Origin of the sequence: Winogradskyella sp. 3972H.M.0a.05 (genome assembly GCF_040493455.1) — a bacterium.
Lineage (GTDB): Bacteria > Bacteroidota > Bacteroidia > Flavobacteriales > Flavobacteriaceae > Microcosmobacter.
In genome coordinates, this window is the sequence record NZ_JANFDA010000009.1 from 39,584 (window position 1) to 56,513 (window position 16,930).

15 protein-coding genes are annotated in these 16,930 nt (G+C 36.6%); 9 read left to right on the top strand and 6 right to left on the bottom strand.

What is annotated here, in order from left to right; genetic code table 11:
• Positions 1 to 71 precede the first annotated feature (71 nt).
• The 4 genes from NCE97_RS14850 to NCE97_RS14865 all read left to right on the top strand — a co-directional run bounded on the left by NCE97_RS14850 (position 72) and on the right by NCE97_RS14865 (position 2,763).
• Positions 72 to 1,445 carry a M28 family peptidase gene (locus NCE97_RS14850; RefSeq protein ID WP_353780071.1) on the top strand — a complete coding sequence of 458 codons (1,374 nt, stop codon included), beginning with the start codon at positions 72 to 74 and terminating at the stop codon, positions 1,443 to 1,445.
• 132 nt (positions 1,446 to 1,577) lie between these two features.
• Positions 1,578 to 2,006, top strand: coding sequence for an SRPBCC family protein (locus NCE97_RS14855; protein WP_353780072.1), 429 nt, complete (start codon positions 1,578 to 1,580; stop codon positions 2,004 to 2,006).
• Entirely contained in the window at positions 1,996 to 2,322 is a 327-nt protein-coding gene (locus NCE97_RS14860) for an ArsR/SmtB family transcription factor (protein ID WP_353780073.1), read from the top strand. The genes NCE97_RS14855 and NCE97_RS14860 overlap by 11 nt, the downstream gene beginning before the upstream one ends.
• A gap of 6 nt (positions 2,323 to 2,328) precedes the next feature.
• Positions 2,329 to 2,763 carry an SRPBCC family protein gene (locus tag NCE97_RS14865; protein ID WP_353780074.1) on the top strand — a complete coding sequence of 145 codons (435 nt, stop codon included), beginning with the start codon at positions 2,329 to 2,331 and terminating at the stop codon, positions 2,761 to 2,763.
• Here the strand turns inward: NCE97_RS14865 and dnaE are convergent.
• From dnaE to NCE97_RS14880, 3 genes are all read right to left on the bottom strand, one after another.
• On the bottom strand, positions 2,756 to 7,141 hold the full coding sequence (gene dnaE / locus NCE97_RS14870; RefSeq protein WP_353780075.1) for a DNA polymerase III subunit alpha: 4,386 nt from the start codon (positions 7,139 to 7,141) through the stop codon (positions 2,756 to 2,758). The genes NCE97_RS14865 and dnaE overlap by 8 nt on opposite strands.
• A 138-nt stretch (positions 7,142 to 7,279) precedes the next feature.
• A complete protein-coding gene (locus NCE97_RS14875) occupies positions 7,280 to 8,584 on the bottom strand; it encodes a DUF6252 domain-containing protein (RefSeq protein ID WP_353780076.1) in 1,305 nt (434 codons plus the stop codon).
• A gap of 32 nt (positions 8,585 to 8,616) precedes the next feature.
• On the bottom strand, positions 8,617 to 9,306 hold the full coding sequence (locus NCE97_RS14880) for a DUF6252 domain-containing protein (protein ID WP_353780077.1): 690 nt from the start codon (positions 9,304 to 9,306) through the stop codon (positions 8,617 to 8,619).
• A 219-nt stretch (positions 9,307 to 9,525) separates the two neighbouring features.
• On the opposite strand from NCE97_RS14880, the gene NCE97_RS14885 reads away from it, so the two are divergent.
• The 4 genes from NCE97_RS14885 (at position 9,526) to NCE97_RS14900 (ending at position 12,625) form a co-directional block, all read left to right on the top strand.
• Positions 9,526 to 10,023 carry a 30S ribosomal protein S16 gene (locus NCE97_RS14885; RefSeq protein ID WP_353780078.1) on the top strand — a complete coding sequence of 166 codons (498 nt, stop codon included), beginning with the start codon at positions 9,526 to 9,528 and terminating at the stop codon, positions 10,021 to 10,023.
• A 57-nt stretch (positions 10,024 to 10,080) separates the two neighbouring features.
• The gene (rimM, locus tag NCE97_RS14890; protein ID WP_353780118.1) at positions 10,081 to 10,608 is read left to right on the top strand and encodes a ribosome maturation factor RimM; all 528 of its coding nucleotides are present in this window, start codon (positions 10,081 to 10,083) and stop codon (positions 10,606 to 10,608) included.
• A 117-nt stretch (positions 10,609 to 10,725) separates the two neighbouring features.
• Positions 10,726 to 11,385 carry a tRNA1(Val) (adenine(37)-N6)-methyltransferase gene (locus NCE97_RS14895; protein ID WP_353780079.1) on the top strand — a complete coding sequence of 220 codons (660 nt, stop codon included), beginning with the start codon at positions 10,726 to 10,728 and terminating at the stop codon, positions 11,383 to 11,385.
• A 61-nt stretch (positions 11,386 to 11,446) separates the two neighbouring features.
• On the top strand, positions 11,447 to 12,625 hold the full coding sequence (locus NCE97_RS14900; protein ID WP_353780080.1) for an acyl-CoA dehydrogenase family protein: 1,179 nt from the start codon (positions 11,447 to 11,449) through the stop codon (positions 12,623 to 12,625).
• Positions 12,626 to 12,695: 70 nt separating this feature from the next.
• Here NCE97_RS14900 and tyrS read toward each other — a convergent pair whose 3' ends face one another.
• The gene (gene tyrS, locus NCE97_RS14905) at positions 12,696 to 14,003 is read right to left on the bottom strand and encodes a tyrosine--tRNA ligase (protein WP_353780081.1); all 1,308 of its coding nucleotides are present in this window, start codon (positions 14,001 to 14,003) and stop codon (positions 12,696 to 12,698) included.
• Between the two features lie 82 nt (positions 14,004 to 14,085).
• Between tyrS and NCE97_RS14910 the strand changes: the two genes are divergently transcribed.
• Complete coding sequence (locus NCE97_RS14910) at positions 14,086 to 15,111, top strand: NAD-dependent epimerase/dehydratase family protein (RefSeq protein WP_353780082.1); 1,026 nt, start codon at positions 14,086 to 14,088, stop codon at positions 15,109 to 15,111.
• On the opposite strand, the gene NCE97_RS14915 is transcribed toward NCE97_RS14910, so the two are convergent.
• Together NCE97_RS14915 and NCE97_RS14920 are read right to left on the bottom strand one after the other, a co-directional pair.
• The gene (locus tag NCE97_RS14915) at positions 15,101 to 15,586 is read right to left on the bottom strand and encodes a DUF4296 domain-containing protein (RefSeq protein ID WP_353780083.1); all 486 of its coding nucleotides are present in this window, start codon (positions 15,584 to 15,586) and stop codon (positions 15,101 to 15,103) included. The genes NCE97_RS14910 and NCE97_RS14915 overlap by 11 nt on opposite strands.
• Positions 15,587 to 16,927 carry a dihydroorotase gene (locus NCE97_RS14920; RefSeq protein WP_353780084.1) on the bottom strand — a complete coding sequence of 447 codons (1,341 nt, stop codon included), beginning with the start codon at positions 16,925 to 16,927 and terminating at the stop codon, positions 15,587 to 15,589. It abuts the gene before it with no gap.
• Positions 16,928 to 16,930 lie beyond the last annotated feature (3 nt).

A 16,930-nucleotide genomic window follows, 5' to 3' on the forward strand; every position in this document is an offset into this window, starting at 1 on the left:
TCTACAAATGTAGAGTATACTTTATCTCTAAAAGCCTTATCTTTGGTGGCTATTGCTATAAACCCCATAAAATGAACAAGCTGTTTTTGAATACGTTGTGTTGCGTTTTGTTTGCTGCATTTAGTTATGGACAAACAATACAAGATTTAATGGATGCTGTTACTGAAGCAAACCTACAAACTACCGTAAATGAATTTTCTGGTGCGGTTTCCACTACTGTTGGAGGTAATCCTGTTACCATAACAAATAGACAGCAAGCCAACAATGATCTAGCTGCAGATTATTTGGTAGAACAATTCATGTCTATGGATAATCTTACAATCACTGACCAGGCGTTTAATACTAACGGTAGAAATATTATAGCAACACAATTAGGAAAAACAAATCCTGATGACATTTACATGATCTGCGCACATTATGATACTGTTGCTGATTTTTGTGCGGATGATAATGCCACAGGAACCACTGCTGTTTTAGAAATAGCAAGAATATTATCTACGCAATGTTTTGATAACACTATCATTTATGCCTTATGGGATGAAGAAGAAATTGGATTAAGAGGTTCTTCTCATTATGCAAATTTGGCCAATACAAATGGCGACAATATTCTTGGAGTTTTAAATATGGACATGATGGGTTATGATGGTGATAGCCCTGGACAACCTGGCGATAACGAGTTTGATATTGATGTTAGAAACTTCGCCAACTCCATTGCCATGAAGGATGATATTATTGATGTATTAAATGCGTATACATTTGACTTAAGTGTCATCGTTGTAGACCCAGGCACAGCCGCAAGTGATCACGCAAGTTTCTGGGGCAATGGATATTCTGCAGTTTTGGTTGGTGAGTCTTGGGAAACTAATGACCAAACACCTTTCTATCATACATCTGGTGACGTAGCTTCTACACTAGACTATCCTTACTTTACAGAAATGACTAAACTGGTTTTAGCCTATACTGCGACCAAAGGAAGTCTTGTTGCTGTGGATAATACAGTTACACAAACCCCTACTATGTTGACCTCTAATCAAAGTTCTGCTACATATCAATGGTACGATTGCGATACTGACACTGCTATAGCTGGAGAGACTGGTCAATCGCTCACTGTAACATCAAACGGAGTTTATAGAGTCGAAGTAACAATAGGCACCTGTACAGAAGTTAGTGATTGTATTGTTTTTGACACACTCTCTACTGAGGAATTTGAGACTAATGAAATAACAATTTTTCCAAATCCTGTATCAGATTCAATTAACATTAATACGCCTTTAACTGACGATTTAAAGTTTAAACTTATTGATGTTTCAGGTAAAGTAATATTGACCACAGAATCTGACCGTCAAAACACTTCAATAGATGTTTCAAAATTAGCATCTGGCGTCTACTTTTTAAGTATTTCTACAAGCGAAAAATCTGGTTTATTTAAGATTGTAAAAGAATAAATCCACTCTTTACATCAAGAGATATTTACTGCTCTTCAATTTATAAAAGCAACCAAAAAGTTGCGTATTAAAATTATTCATTCTATATTAGCAACCGAAAAGTTGCATTTTAATCAAAAAAAACGAACAATTATGAAAGATGTCATTACAAAAGAACGCACGTTCAACCGTTCCATTCAAGCTGTTTGGAATGCTATTTCTAAAGCAGAAGAGTTATCAGCATGGTTTATCGATGCAGATTTTAAAGCAGAAAAGGGGTACAACTACCGCTTTACGTCTTCCGGAGAAGAAAATTGCACAGCTATTGTAGGCGAAATTCTTGAAGCTGATCCTTACACATTATCTTATACATGGATTGTAGAAGGCACTAAAGCTGTAACTACAGTGACCTGGCGCTTAGAGTCTGAAGGTGAAAATACTAAGCTTTACCTCGAACATTCTGGTATTTCTAATTATGAAGGTGAAACGGCTGTGACAATGTTCAACAACTTTAATGGTGGTTGGGATAATTGTATGAGCGAATTAAACACATACTTAAAGAAAGAAGCACATGCAGGATAGAGTCACCAAACTTTTTAAAGCTATTGCTGATCCAACAAGGCGTGAAATTTTTCACGCTTTGGTGGTTGCAAGCACCGCATTATCAATTACACAGATTGCAAGCGATTTTGCGATGACAAGACAAGGCGTTACAAAGCATATAAAGACATTGGAGGATGCTGGACTGATCTACATCAATAATGTAGGTCGAGAACGCTTTTGCAATGCCGATCCTAAACCCTTAAAAGAGGTTGATAAATGGTTACAGTCGTACTCTAAATTCTGGGATGATAAATTGGATAACCTAGAGAAGTTCTTAGGTCAAAAGCATACCTAATAGATTATGGAAACAACTCAAGATTATACTATTTCAATACCTCTAGAAACTTCTAAGCAAGAATTATTTTCTGCATTAAATGAAAATCTTGGTCAATGGTGGGGAACCATAAGTAATTCAAACTTTAAGGAAGGTGGTCGTTTTACTGTTACTTTTGAAAATGATTACTGGTGGACTTTTCAGATTTTAGAGTTTACTCCAAATGAAGAATTGATCTGGAAATGTATTGATGGCGAACCAGATTTTAATAAAGAATGGATTGGTCATGTACTCCATTGGAGCATCATAGAGGTGAATCATAAAACCGTCTTGAAATTTCATCAAGCAGGCTTAAATCCTACTGTAGATTGTTATGAAATCTGCTCGACAACTTGGGATCGTTTCTTGGTAAAAGAACTAAAACAGTTTTTAGCTCAAAGAAATCTTCCTAAGCTCAATTGAGTTTATACATCACATCCTGCGCTTCTAATTCTGAAAGCAATTCTTGAGAGATTTTCACTTTTTGCTTTCGACTTGGCATTTGTAGTTTGATTTTTTCAGCGTTGTCATAGATTAAGAAATTAAGTGAACTATTTCCTTGATGCAATCTAAATAGGTCCTCTATTTGCGAAATCTTACTAGCTTCGAGATCATTAATATTTAATTGAATGGATAGTTTTTTAGCATAGGTATCCATTACATCGTGAAGCAATTGGAAGTTATTAAACTGTATTCTAGGATCACCTTTTTTTCCAGTATCTCTATTGACCCAGCCTTCTTTCACATAAGCTCTAACATATACAAAGGAATTCTGGACTAAGAAATGTCTAAACTTCAAGTATTCTTCACCAAAAATCCTAAACTCAAAACTATCTGTATAATCTTCAACAGTAAATGCAGCCCAACCCTTTCCTTGCTTACTAATACGATGTTGAATGTCGGTCACAACGCCTCCAAAAGTCAGTTCTCTATTGACATAACTTTCTAAGTCATTGAATAGGGCTAATGATGCATTACAGAAGGTTTTCATTTCAACTTTAAAATCATCTAAAGGATGTCCAGAAATATAAATTCCAACCACCTCTCTTTCTCTTGCTAGTTTCTCCATGGTTCCCCATTCTTCACAAGGCGGAACTTGTGGTTCTGGAATTTGAACTTCACTAGCATTTCCGAATAAACTTACTTGAGCAGAATTTTCGTTTTCCTGATATTTATTTCCATACCTGATAGCCTTCTCTAAAAACGTAATACCATCACCTTCATCACTAAAATATTGCGCGCGATGGGTATTCGAAAAACAATCGAACCCTCCTGCATTTGCCAAACCTTCAAATGATTTCTTGTTAGCAGCTCTTAAGTCTACACGTTTTGCCAAATCGAAAATAGACTTATAATGCCCATCTTCTTTTCTGTTTTGGACAATGGTTTTTACTGCACCATGACCAACCCCTTTTATCGCTCCCATTCCGAAGCGTACCGCATTATCTTGATTTACGGAAAACTTGTAATAACTCTCATTGACATCTGGTCCTAGCACATTCAATTTCATTCGCTTGCATTCTTCCATAAAGAAAGTGACTTGCTTAATGTCATTCATATTATTAGACAATACAGCAGCCATATATTCTGCTGGATAGTGCGCCTTTAAATATGCTGTTTGATAGGCAATCCAAGCATAACAGGTAGAGTGAGATTTGTTGAAGGCGTAACTTGCAAAGGCTTCCCAATCTTTCCAGATTTTTTCGAGCTTGTCTTTATCCATGCCTTTAGCGGCTGCCTGATCAATAAACTTAGGCTTCATCTTATCCAAGACAGCTTTTTGCTTTTTACCCATGGCTTTACGAAGTACATCGGCTTCACCTTTAGTAAAATTTGCAAGCTTTTGAGACAGTAACATCACCTGCTCTTGGTAAACGGTAATCCCGTACGTTTCCTTGAGATATTCCTCCATTTCTGGCAAATCGTAGTTAATCTCTTCATCACCATGCTTCCTTCTAATAAAACTTGGAATATATTCCATTGGTCCTGGACGATACAAGGCATTCATGGCAATAAGGTCATCAAAAACTGTTGGCTTCAAATCCTTCATGTGCTTTTGCATCCCAGGAGATTCGTACTGAAATATTCCTACGGTTTCTCCTCGTTGGAACAACTCGTATGTTTTTTCATCATCTAGAGGGAAATTCTCAGGGTCTAATTCTACACCATGCTTGGCTTTTACAATCTTCACGGTGTCTTTGATTAGCGTCAATGTTTTCAAGCCCAAGAAATCCATCTTAAGGAGTCCTGCACTCTCTACAACAGAGTTGTCGAATTGTGTGACGTATAAGTCAGAATCTTTTGCTGTTGCAATAGGCACAAAATTGGTGATATCATCTGGTGTGATGATAACTCCACATGCATGAATTCCTGTATTTCTAACTGACCCTTCTAATACTCTCGCCTGATTTACAGTTTCTGCTTCTAGATCTTCACCTTCGGAAATATTGAGTAATTGATTGACTTTTTCTAATTCTTCGGATCGGAATTTTTTAGCCAGATCTTTTTCATTCACACCAAAAATCTTTCCAAGCTTAGACATATTAGGAATTAGCTTAGCAATCCTATCTGCGTCTCCTAAAGGCAGGTCTAGTACTCTGGCCGTATCTCGTATGGAAGACTTTGCAGCCATGGTTCCATAGGTAATAATCTGAGCTACTTGGTTGGCGCCATATTTATTAATTACATAGTCCATTACGCGCCCACGTCCTTCATCATCAAAATCAATATCAATATCTGGCATACTGATACGATCTGGATTAAGGAAACGCTCAAAAAGTAAGTCGTACTTAATTGGGTCTATATTTGTAATCCAGAGACAGTATGCAACTACAGACCCAGCGGCAGAACCTCTACCTGGCCCGACAGATACATCCATATTTCTGGCTTCTCTAATGAAATCTTCCACAATTAAGAAATAGCCTGGGTAGCCTGTATTCTCAATTGTAGCCAACTCGAAATCGAGACGTTCTTTGATTGTATCTGTTAATTCTCCATAACGTTTCTTGGCGCCTTCGTAAGTGAGATGTCTCAAATAAGCATTTTCGCCTCGTTTACCTCCATCGATATTATCGTCTTCATCTTGAAACTCTTCAGGAATATCAAATTTTGGAAGTAATACATCTCTTGCTAGCTCGAATGCTTCAATCTTGTCAATGATTTCCTGAATATTTGTAATTGCTTCAGGCATATCCTTAAACAAGGATTTCATATCGTCTTGCGACTTGAAATAGTATTCCTGATTTGGTAATCCATAGCGGTAACCTCGTCCTCTACCTATTGGAGTAGCTTGTTTTTCTCCATCTTTCACACACAACAAAATATCGTGCGCATTAGCATCTTCTTGCTCTGCATAATAGGTGTTATTGGTAGCGACAAGCTTTACATTGTGTTTTTTAGAGAACTCTATTAAAACCTGATTGACACGTGTTTCATCTTCTTGATTGTGTCGCATAAGTTCTATATACAAGTCATCTCCAAATTGCTCTTTCCACCAAAGGAGCGCTTCTTCTGCTTGTTTTTCACCAACATTCAAGACTTTGCTAGGCACCTCACCATAAAGGTTTCCTGTAAGTACAATAATATCTTCCTTATGTTTCTGAATGATATCCTTGTCTATTCTTGGTACATAGTAAAACCCTTCTGTAAATGCACTAGAGGATAGCTTTGCTAAATTGTGGTATCCATTTTTATTCTTTGCTAGCAAAACGATTTGATAGCCATTGTCTTTACGTGTCTTATCTAAGCGGTTTTCACAAACAAAAAACTCACAACCAATAATCGGCTTTATTGTATTGCCTTGCTTTTCTTCTCCGTTTTCTTCTGCTTCTGCGTGTTGTGCTTTTACACTTTTATTGTGTCCAGATATCGCCTGAACAAAATGAAAAGCTCCCATCATATTCCCATGATCTGTCAATGCTACTGCAGGCATGTTATGTTTAGCTGCAGAGCTAACTAAATCCTTTACACTGATAGTAGACTGTAAAATTGAAAACTGCGAATGATTGTGTAAATGTGCAAATTGTGCATGCTCTAGGTCAGCAATATTCTGCTGTATATCTTCTGAAGATATATCTTGTTTTTGCTGTTGTTGAAGTCGCTCATTAATCTTTGCACTTTCTCGTTTGAGATTGATGTGCTTAAGACCAATTAATTCTATAGGCTGAGGATTAACCTCTGAGAAATTTTTGAAATAATCTGGCTGAACATCTAGCTGTTCTTCAGTGTATTCTCTAAGGCGAATAAGCTCAAAAAAGCAACGTGTCGTTGCTTCCACATCTGCTGTCGCATTGTGTGCTTCGGCAAATGGTTGATCGAATAAGAATTCGTGTAATTCTGTAAGTGTTGGTAGTTTGAATTTTCCTCCTCTTCCTCCTGGGATTTTACATAACTCTGCTGTATGCTCTGTACAGGTATCTAATACTGGTAAATCTTGAAGGTTGTTATCTACTCCATATCTATGAAACTCACAGCCCATGATATTAACATCAAATCCTACGTTTTGTCCGACAATAAATTTAGCTTTCGCTAAAACCTCGTTAAACTTCTCCAGAACTTCATCGAATGTAGCACCTTGTTCTTTTGCTAATTCTGTTGAAATGCCATGTACTTTTTCAGCATCGTACGGAATGTTGAAACCATCTGGTTGAATCAAATAGTCTTGATGCTCGATACAATTACCCATGGCATCATGCAATTGCCATGCAATCTGAACTGCTCTAGGCCAGTTATCAGTGTCTGTTATCGGTGCATCCCAACGCTTTGGTAATCCAGTTGTTTCTGTATCAAAAATTAAGTACATAGAATTGTTTTGATGTAAAAAATCAGAACTTTAAAAATAAGAAATCTATAAGGTTTTAGAAGTAAAAGTTATAAACAGTTGTAAACAAAAAAGCAACCTGAGTTGGTTGCTTTTGCATGTTATCATTCTTGCTTATTGTTAGGCCTGTAAATAGTCTGGAACACCATTTATATCCGTGTCAACAGCATCTGCAGGGTCACCATCTCCATCTGGATCTGGATTTTCATCTATTGTAAGAATTCCATCTTCATCATCGTCACTGTCTAAATAATCCATTGTACCGTCTCCGTCTGTGTCTCCAGTTTCAAAATTAGAGCGAATACCATCTCCATCATCATCATTATCCAAATAATCTACATCCATATCGCCATCTGTATCAATTGGATTTCCTTCAGCATCTTTTGCTTCGTCTATAGTTAATACACCATCTCCATCATCGTCATCATCTAAATAGTTTGGTATTCCGTCACCATCGACATCATCGTTTTCTAAATCACCATCACCATTAAAGTCTTCAAAAACATTTGGCACGCCATCGGCATCGGCATCTCCACAATCTAGCGAATCTATCACTGCTTGTATTGATCCATCATCATCACCACAGAATTCAATCTGTTCATTGAGATAAAGCATATAGTTATTACATGCTGCAACATAAGTTCCTATTGTAGCTGTATTGAATGCTGACTCTGCTGTATTTCTGTTGTTTGTTGCCATTTCGCATGAAATGGTACAATCTCCAAGCGCATCTATTCTATCTTGAATGTCTCCACTAATATCGCCACAATACGACATTTGAGTTTCTAAAGCTGCTTTATATGCCATACAAGCTACTTCAAAAGCATCGCTATCGACGTATTCTAATTCTGGAGCAAAGGTTGCTTGGTAAGCTGTAAGTGCAACCATGGCATCTGCTTCGGTATCATCACACGTTATTGGATTAGATGGAATCGTTCCTATTATTGGGACTCTAAAAAATACGCCTTCGTTAAACCCAACTGAGTTAGTTCCTGATGCATTAAAGGCTATGAAGTTAAATCTTCCCGTTAGGGTATTATTTACAACATCTATTTCATCAATATGCATTTCACCATAATCAGGATTTACTGGATTACTTGGATCAGTAATTGGCCCGGGGTTATTCACTGATGAAAACTCATTTCCTGAAGCATCTCTATATTCTGCTCTAATTGAGGGAACATCTCCAAAAATATAAGTCCCTTCTGCAACTGTTGGTACTATTAATTTAACTTCTTCTGAAGCTATTCCACCAGAAACGGTTAAGAATCCATTTCCATCAATTGTTGCACTGAAGAAATCAGCTCTCCAAACGGTGTTATAGTCTCTATTAGCTTGAAAGGCTGGGGTATTAAACTCCACATCATCACCGCAGCTTAAAATAGTAATACAAGCTAACAGCAATAAAGTAATTTTCTTTTTCATTTATTTTTTTGAATCTAAAAAGCAGCAGTAATCTACAAACAATCTCCTAATCCTGCTAATAAAGTCTGCAAATCGCCATTTTCATCGCCACAAGCATCTATACTTTCTTGTAACGCTACTTTATAATTATTGCATACTTCAGGATATTCAGGAGAACCTGTATCTGTATTATTGAATTCTTGCTCAGCAAAAAGTAATGCCTGAGTTGCTTGTAAACAGGTATTTTGATTTCCAATAGCAACCAAACCTCCTATTAGAGGAACTCTGTAAAAGTTTCCTTCATTGAAATTAACCGTTTTCAACCCATCACTTGTATAGGCATGAAACCAAAATGTTCCTGTAATTCTTTTTGGATCTACAGAGTCATCAACAAAATCTACAATAATTTGACCTTCGGCAGGATAAAGTGATAAGGTTTCGTGAGGATCATTGGCCGTAGAATAAACGACACCTTGTGCATCTCTGAATATAGCAACACTGGCACTTGCTGATCCTAGCTCATAAGTTCCAGCTATATCATTAGATGTTACTAATTGCAAGACTTCGGTACCGCTACCACCTTCAAAAATAAAACCTCCAAAATCTATGTCGGCTGCATAATATGTAGCTCTCCACAACTCCCCATTTCTATTCCCTTCAATCGAAGGTGTATTGAATACCACATCATCACCACAACCAAGGAGCATTGTGAAGGTCACTAACAGGATTGATATTTTCTTCATCTCTAATTGAGTTAGGGCAAAATTTATTTGGTCGATTTGGGCTAAGGGCTTCAAATCTACATAATAATTTCTACATAAAGAAACGTTTAAGTCTTTGTTAAATTATGCACGCCTAATATTATCTATAAACCTTTAGTTTTTAAGGCTTAAATTAAAAAAAAGTATTACATTTGCGCACTTATTAATAATCGAGGTCGTGTACCTCACTAATTAATTTATATGTCAGTTAAAATTAGATTACAAAGACACGGAAAAAAAGGGAAGCCTTTTTACTGGATTGTTGCCGCTGATGCGCGTGCAAAAAGAGATGGTAAGTACTTAGAAAAATTAGGTATTTACAACCCTAACACTAACCCTGCAACTATCGATCTTAATATTGATGGTGCTGTACAATGGTTACAAAATGGAGCACAACCTACAGATACTGCTAGAGCTATCTTATCTTACAAAGGTGCTTTATTAAAGAATCATTTAGCTGGTGGTGTGAAAAAAGGTGCTTTAACAGAAGAGCAAGCTGAACAAAAGTTCAATACTTGGTTAGATGAAAAAGCGTCAAAAATCCAAGCAAAAGCTGATGGTTTATCAAAAGCTGCTGCTGAAGCTAAAGCTAAAGCTCTTGAAGCTGAAAAAGCGGTTAGCGATGCAAGAGTTGCTGTTGAAGAGCCAGAAGTTGAAGAAGTTGCTGAAGAGGCTACTGCTTCTAACGAAGAAGAATAAAAAATTAATTTTTATACTTTTAAAACCTGACGTTAATTGTCAGGTTTTTTTGTTTTTATGAGGAAAGAAGATTGTTTTTATCTCGGTAAGATTGTAAAAAAATACAGTTTTAAAGGTGAAGTTTTGGTAAAGCTAGATACAGATGAGCCAGAACTTTATGAAAATATCGATGCTATTTTTATAGATCTTAGAGGAAGTTTGGTTCCTTTCTTTATTGAAGATTCTCAATTACATAAATCTGATTTGCTGCGCTTAAAGTTTGAAGATATTACTTCAGAAAAAGATGCAGATGCCATACTGAAGAGTGATCTATACCTTCCATTAGAGTTGTTACCCAAGCTTGAAGGCAATAAATTTTACTTTCATGAAGTCATCGGGTTTTCTATGGTCGATAAATCTTTTGGAAACATTGGAATTATAAAAAGCATAAATGATTCCACAGCTCAAGCACTTTTTGAAGTCGATAGGGATGGTATTGAATTATTGATCCCAATGAATGATGAGTTTATTGTTGAAGTCAATAGAGAGACTAAAACCATTACTGTAGATACTCCGGAAGGATTGATTGATCTTTATCTTGAATAATGAACACTAACAAGATTCTTCGCTTCGCTCTGAATGACAGTTTTAATTTAATCTATTGGAATTTACGTGAGTGCATTTAAGTTTAAACAATTTACAGTCGAACAAGACCGATGTGCCATGAAAATTGGTACAGATGGTGTACTCCTTGGTGCATGGACTAGTGTTGAGAAAAATCCATTTTCTGTATTAGATATTGGAGCTGGCACAGGTGTTCTTAGTTTAATGTTAGCGCAACGCAGTTTTGCAGAACTCATAGATGCTATAGAAATAGATGCTGATGCTTATGAACAGTGTACCGATAACTTTGAAAACTCTCCATGGAATGATCGGTTGTTTTGCTATCATGCCTCATTAGAAGAATTTACGGAAGAAATTGATGATAAATACGACCTCATCATCTCTAACCCTCCTTTTTATTCCGAAGACTATAAAACTGAAGATTCATCAAGGGATTTGGCACGATTTGCTGATGCACTGCCTTTTGAAGAGCTATTGAGTTGCGCTTCAAAATTACTGTCTCCAGAAGGTACTTTCTCTGTAATCATTCCTTTTAAAGAAGAGCCTTCTTTTCTAAGTAAAGCATTAGAATATGGATTATATCCTTCAAGGATACTACATGTTAAAGGAAATCCAGATTCAAGTTTCAAAAGAAGTCTAATAGAGTTTTCACGTTATCAAGCTACTACTGAAATTTCAGAATTAACCATTGAAATTTCAAGGCACAATTACACAGAAGTCTACAAGGAATTAACCAAGGATTTCTACCTCAAAATGTAAGCCTTAAAATTGCTCGCTGAAAACGTTTTCGTTACATTTGCTACCACAAAAAAACTAACTCATGAAGCCAGATTTATTCGAAGCACCTGATTATTATAATATTGACGAACTTTTAACGGAAGAGCACAAATTAGTGCGCGATGCAGCAAGAGAATGGGTAAAGCGCGATGTGTCTCCAATTATTGAAGAATATGCGCAACGCGCAGAATTTCCACCTCAGATTATTGGTGGATTAGCAGAGATTGGAGCGTTTGGACCTTACATCCCTGAAGAATATGGAGGTGCAGGATTGGATCAGATTTCTTATGGTCTAATAATGCAAGAAATAGAACGTGGTGATTCTGGTGTTCGTAGTACGGCATCTGTTCAATCATCATTGGTAATGTATCCGATCTGGAAATATGGTAATGAAGAGCAGCGTCAAAAATATTTGCCTAAGCTAGCTTCTGGTGAGTGGATGGGTTGTTTTGGTCTTACTGAGCCAGATCATGGTAGTAACCCAGGAGGTATGGTAACCAATTACAAAGATATGGGTGATCACTACTTGCTTAATGGTGCTAAAATGTGGATCAGTAATGCACCTTTTGCTCAGGTTGCTGTAGTTTGGGCAAAGAACGAAGAAGGTCGTATTCACGGATTAATCGTTGAGCGTGGTATGGAAGGCTTTAGTACTCCTGAAACGCACAACAAATGGTCACTTAGAGCTAGTGCAACGGGTGAGTTGATTTTTGATAATGTAAAAGTGCCTAAAGAAAATCTTCTTCCAAATAAATCTGGATTGGGCGCACCACTTGGTTGCTTGGATTCTGCTAGGTATGGTATCGCTTGGGGAGCTATTGGAGCTGCTATGGACTGTTACGATACTGCACTAAGATACAGTAAAGAAAGAATCCAATTTGGGAAGCCTATTGGTCAATTCCAGTTACAGCAAAAGAAACTAGCTGAAATGATTACTGAAATTACTAAAGCACAGTTGTTAACCTGGAGATTGGGTACGCTTAGAAATGAAGGTAAAGCAACTTCTGCTCAAATATCTATGGCCAAGCGTAATAATGTAGATATGGCTATAAATATTGCCAGAGAAGCAAGACAAATTTTAGGTGGAATGGGAATCACTGGTGAATATAGCATCATGAGACATTCTATGAATCTTGAGAGTGTAATTACTTACGAAGGTACTCACGATATTCATTTATTGATTACTGGTTTAGATATTACTGGCCTAAACGCCTTTAAATAGAGGTAAAAAAGTATAACAATAAAAAAAGCCTGATTTTAGAATCAGGCTTTTTGTTTTATATAGTTCGATGTTACTTCGCAACAATGATATAGGTGTTTCTCTTTCCTTTATTGAGAACAATATATTTGTCGTTAATAAGATCTTCTGTTGTAAGCTTGTAGTCTTCTTTTACTTTTTCCTTATTTACCGAAACAGAATTTTCCTTTAGTGCTCGTCTTGCTTCACCATTAGACCCTAAGAAATTAGTTTTAGCCGCTAAAGCACCAATCATATCAACGCCTTCCGTCAATTCTCCTTTTGAAATTTCAGCAGTTGTCACGCCTTCAAATACATCTAGGAAAGTTTGCTCATCTATAGTTTCGATATCTGCCTTGAATGTTTTGCTGAACAGGATTTCTGATGCTTTCTTAGCATTTTCAAAATCAGATTTAGAATGCACAAAAATCGTCACTTCTTCTGCTAAGCGTCTTTGTAATGCTCTTTGATGCGGTGCTTCTTTATGGTCTTCAATTATAGAATCAACAGTTTCTTTATCTAAAAACGTAAATATCTTGATGTACTTCTCAGCATCTTCATCTGAGGTGTTCAACCAAAACTGGTAGAATTTATAAACTGATGTTTTATCAGTATCTAACCATACGTTACCACCTTCAGATTTACCAAATTTAGAACCGTCTGCTTTAGTAATTAGAGGACAAGTCATGGCAAAAGCCTTCGCTTCTTCTCCAACATTCATACGTCTAACCAACTCAGTTCCTGTAGTGATGTTTCCCCATTGGTCACTTCCTCCCATTTGCAATAAACAATTATGAGCTTTGTGCAAGTGATAGAAATCGTATCCTTGGATTAGTTGGTAAGTAAACTCGGTAAATGACATCCCTACAGTGCCTTCTCCAGAAAGACGCTTCTTAACGGAATCTTTAGCCATCATATAGTTTACGGTAATGCGTTTACCTACATCTCTGGCAAAGTCGATAAAGGTAAAGTCCTTCATCCAATCATAATTATTCACCAGAATTGGTGCATTGGCTTCCGGAGAATCGAAATCTAAGAATCTTGATAATACATTTTTTATGCCTTGTACATTCTTATTCAAAGTAGCTTCATCCAAAAGGTTACGCTCATCACTTTTCCCAGACGGGTCTCCAATCATTCCAGTAGCACCTCCAACCAAAGCAATAGGCTTGTGTCCTGCTTGTTGTAAGTGACACAATAAGATTATTGGCACAAGGCTCCCAATATGTAAAGAATCTGAAGTAGGATCGAACCCAATATAGGCTGTAGTCATCTCTTTATTGAGTTGTTCTTCAGTTCCTGGCATAATATCGTGTACCATACCTCTCCATTGCAATTCTTCTACAAGATTCTTTGTTATCATATTAGTAAAATTAAGATTTGGCAAAGATAAAAATCAGTATAGAATTAATAGTGCTTAAGGGATATTTCTTTACTTTCGTTTTATGATATTAGTCACAGGTGGTACAGGGCTGGTTGGCTCGCATTTATTATACAAGCTTGTTGAAAGCGGTAACAATGTGAGAGCTATTTATAGAAGACAGCACAAATTGGAACATGTAAAGCATGTCTTTTCTTATTATTCTGATTCGCCTGATAGTCTTTTCGATAGTATAGAATGGATTGAAGCTGACCTTAATGATATTCCTGCTCTCGAAACTGCCTTTGATAATGTAGATTATGTCTACCATTGTGCAGCTTTTGTCTCTTTTGAACCAGATAAATACCATTTACTTAGGCAGACTAATATTGATGGCACCGCTAACATCGTAAACTTAGGCATTAAGTATAATGTAAAGAAACTTTGCTATGTTAGTTCTATTGCCGCCATTGGCAGTAATGAAAATCCTGAAACATTAATCACCGAAGAAACTGCTTGGAACACTGAGGATGATAATAGCGTGTATGCCATAAGTAAATATGGTGCCGAGTTGGAGGTTTGGCGTGGTACTCAAGAAGGTTTAGATGCTGTAGCGGTTAATCCTGGAATTATTTTAGGCCCTGGTTTTTGGCATGGTGCAGGAAGTGGCAGCCTCTTTAAAGGCATCTATAAAGGCATGAAATATTATACTGAAGGCATTACTGGTTTTGTGGATATTTGGGATGTTGTAGATCCTATGATTTCTTTAATGGACAGCTCGATAAAAAACCAAGGTTACATCTTGATTTCTGAAAATATGTCTTTCAAAGATTTTCAAGTGTTAGTTGCTGAAAGCTTAGATGTGAAACCTTCACACAAAAAAGCAAGTAATTTTATGTTGCAAATTGCATGGAGATTGGATTGGTTGGCACATAAACTTTTAGGAAAACGTAGACGACTGTCTAAAAACACCGCGAAATCTCTTCAATCAAAAGCTTTGTATGATAATTCTAAAATAAAGGAGGCTTTAAATTATGAGTTCAAATCCATAAAAAAGTCTGTAGAGGAAATATCGTCTTTATTCTTACAGGATAATTCCATTAAGACTTAGGCTTCTTCTTTTTTGGAATATTAGTAGGTTTCCCTTTTAAAGGTTTTGTTTCTAACTTCCCTATTGAATCTCGTCGTTTTTGTCGGGCAGCTTTTGTAGAATCTTGCTTCCTCTTTTTTTCCTCATTTTCTTTCTTCATCTGTGCATCGTAGTCTTTCTTCTCCTCTTCAATTCTATTTTTTACAGTTGTAATAATGTTTTTGTAAGCTTCTACATCTTGGGCATAATATCTATTACTTGTCGCAAATTGTACACTGTCAATATTGTGCTTTTCGTATAAAAGTGTTTCAGGAGAAATGCCATTATTTTCAAGAATCTTTCTGTTCGAAGCTTTTGCTGCATTAAAGATATAGGCATCATATAAAACCTCAACCATCTTCTCTTTGGGAATCAGGTTATCTGGCTTTTGAGGTTTTTTGGAACCTTCACAGCCAAATAAGACTAAAGCAATTATTGCCAGAATATATCCTTTCATCTAATTCCTATTGAATGTCAATCGTTTTGCTGCTCTAACGTTATTAACCTCTCCATTATTATACGCTAGATGACCATTAACAAAGGTATGCGTAATTTTCGATTTAAATGTAGTGCCTTCAAAAGGAGACCATCCGCATTTGTATAACACATTATCTTTATTTACTTCCCAGCTATCATTTGGGTTTACAATCACTAAGTCTGCAAAATATCCTTCGCGGATATAGCCTCTTTTTTCAACATCGAATAATATTGCTGGATTATGGGCTGCTTTCTCTACGATTTTTTCTATTGAAATTTTACCATTATGATGTGCTTCAAAAAGTGCTACTAAGGCATGTTGCACTAATGGTCCTCCAGAAGGTGCTTTTGTATATACTTCTGCCTTTTCTTCTAATGTATGTGGTGCGTGATCTGTAGCGATTACATCAATTCTATCATCTAAAAGTGCTTCCCATAGTTGGTCTCTATCGTTGGCCGTTTTTACAGCAGGATTCCATTTTATATGAGTTCCTTTTTCTTCGTAATCTTTATCTGTAAACCAAAGGTGGTGAATACAAACTTCTGCAGTAATCTTCTTATCTTTTAAAGGAATACTATTATCAAACAAAGCTGTTTCCTTTCCTGTTGAAAGGTGAAATACATGCAACCTTGCACCTGTTTTCTTTGCCAGTTCAATTGCCTTAGATGAAGACAGGTAACAGGCTTCCTCGCTTCTAATTATTGGGTGTAGCTTAATAGGAATATCATCGCCATAGATAGCCTGATAATGCGCCTGGTTGTTTCTAATTGTGTTTTCGTCCTCACAATGCACGGAAATTACCATATCTGTGGAAGAGAATATTTTTTCGAGAATTTCTGGATCATCAACCAACATATTTCCTGTTGAAGACCCTAAAAACAGCTTAAGCCCTGCTACTTCTTTGGGATTTACTTTTAGAATTTCCTCTAAGTTATCGTTGGTACCTCCAAACATAAAGGAATAATTAGCATAAGCGGTTTCGGCTGCTCTATCGAATTTCTTATTCAGCTCTTCAATAGTTGTGGTTTGCGGCTTAGTATTTGGCATTTCTACGAAAGAAGTAATTCCTCCTGCTATAGCTGCTCTGGATTCTGTTTCTATATTAGCTTTATGGGTTAAACCTGGCTCTCTAAAATGAACCTGATCGTCAATCATCCCAGGAATTATATAACTGCCTCGAGCATCAATAACCTCGTCTGCTAAAGTTGGGTTTATTTCGGCAGAAATAGCCTTGATATAATCACCTTCAATTAAAATATCACTTTCAATGATGGCTCCTTCATTGACTATACGTCCATTTTGTATTAAAGTTGTTCTCATAAA

What these genes read in the sequence shown, in the direction of transcription:
- NCE97_RS14850 (WP_353780071.1), top strand. Translation starts at nt 72, where the DNA reads ATGAACAAGCTGTTTTTGAATACGTTGTGTTGCGTTTTGTTTGCTGCA.
- NCE97_RS14855 (WP_353780072.1), top strand. Translation starts at nt 1,578, where the DNA reads ATGAAAGATGTCATTACAAAAGAACGCACGTTCAACCGTTCCATTCAA.
- NCE97_RS14860 (WP_353780073.1), top strand. Translation starts at nt 1,996, where the DNA reads ATGCAGGATAGAGTCACCAAACTTTTTAAAGCTATTGCTGATCCAACA.
- NCE97_RS14865 (WP_353780074.1), top strand. Translation starts at nt 2,329, where the DNA reads ATGGAAACAACTCAAGATTATACTATTTCAATACCTCTAGAAACTTCT.
- dnaE (WP_353780075.1), bottom strand. Translation starts at nt 7,141, where the DNA reads ATGTACTTAATTTTTGATACAGAAACAACTGGATTACCAAAGCGTTGG.
- NCE97_RS14875 (WP_353780076.1), bottom strand. Translation starts at nt 8,584, where the DNA reads ATGAAAAAGAAAATTACTTTATTGCTGTTAGCTTGTATTACTATTTTA.
- NCE97_RS14880 (WP_353780077.1), bottom strand. Translation starts at nt 9,306, where the DNA reads ATGAAGAAAATATCAATCCTGTTAGTGACCTTCACAATGCTCCTTGGT.
- NCE97_RS14885 (WP_353780078.1), top strand. Translation starts at nt 9,526, where the DNA reads ATGTCAGTTAAAATTAGATTACAAAGACACGGAAAAAAAGGGAAGCCT.
- rimM (WP_353780118.1), top strand. Translation starts at nt 10,081, where the DNA reads ATGAGGAAAGAAGATTGTTTTTATCTCGGTAAGATTGTAAAAAAATAC.
- NCE97_RS14895 (WP_353780079.1), top strand. Translation starts at nt 10,726, where the DNA reads ATGAAAATTGGTACAGATGGTGTACTCCTTGGTGCATGGACTAGTGTT.
- NCE97_RS14900 (WP_353780080.1), top strand. Translation starts at nt 11,447, where the DNA reads ATGAAGCCAGATTTATTCGAAGCACCTGATTATTATAATATTGACGAA.
- tyrS (WP_353780081.1), bottom strand. Translation starts at nt 14,003, where the DNA reads ATGATAACAAAGAATCTTGTAGAAGAATTGCAATGGAGAGGTATGGTA.
- NCE97_RS14910 (WP_353780082.1), top strand. Translation starts at nt 14,086, where the DNA reads ATGATATTAGTCACAGGTGGTACAGGGCTGGTTGGCTCGCATTTATTA.
- NCE97_RS14915 (WP_353780083.1), bottom strand. Translation starts at nt 15,586, where the DNA reads ATGAAAGGATATATTCTGGCAATAATTGCTTTAGTCTTATTTGGCTGT.
- NCE97_RS14920 (WP_353780084.1), bottom strand. Translation starts at nt 16,927, where the DNA reads ATGAGAACAACTTTAATACAAAATGGACGTATAGTCAATGAAGGAGCC.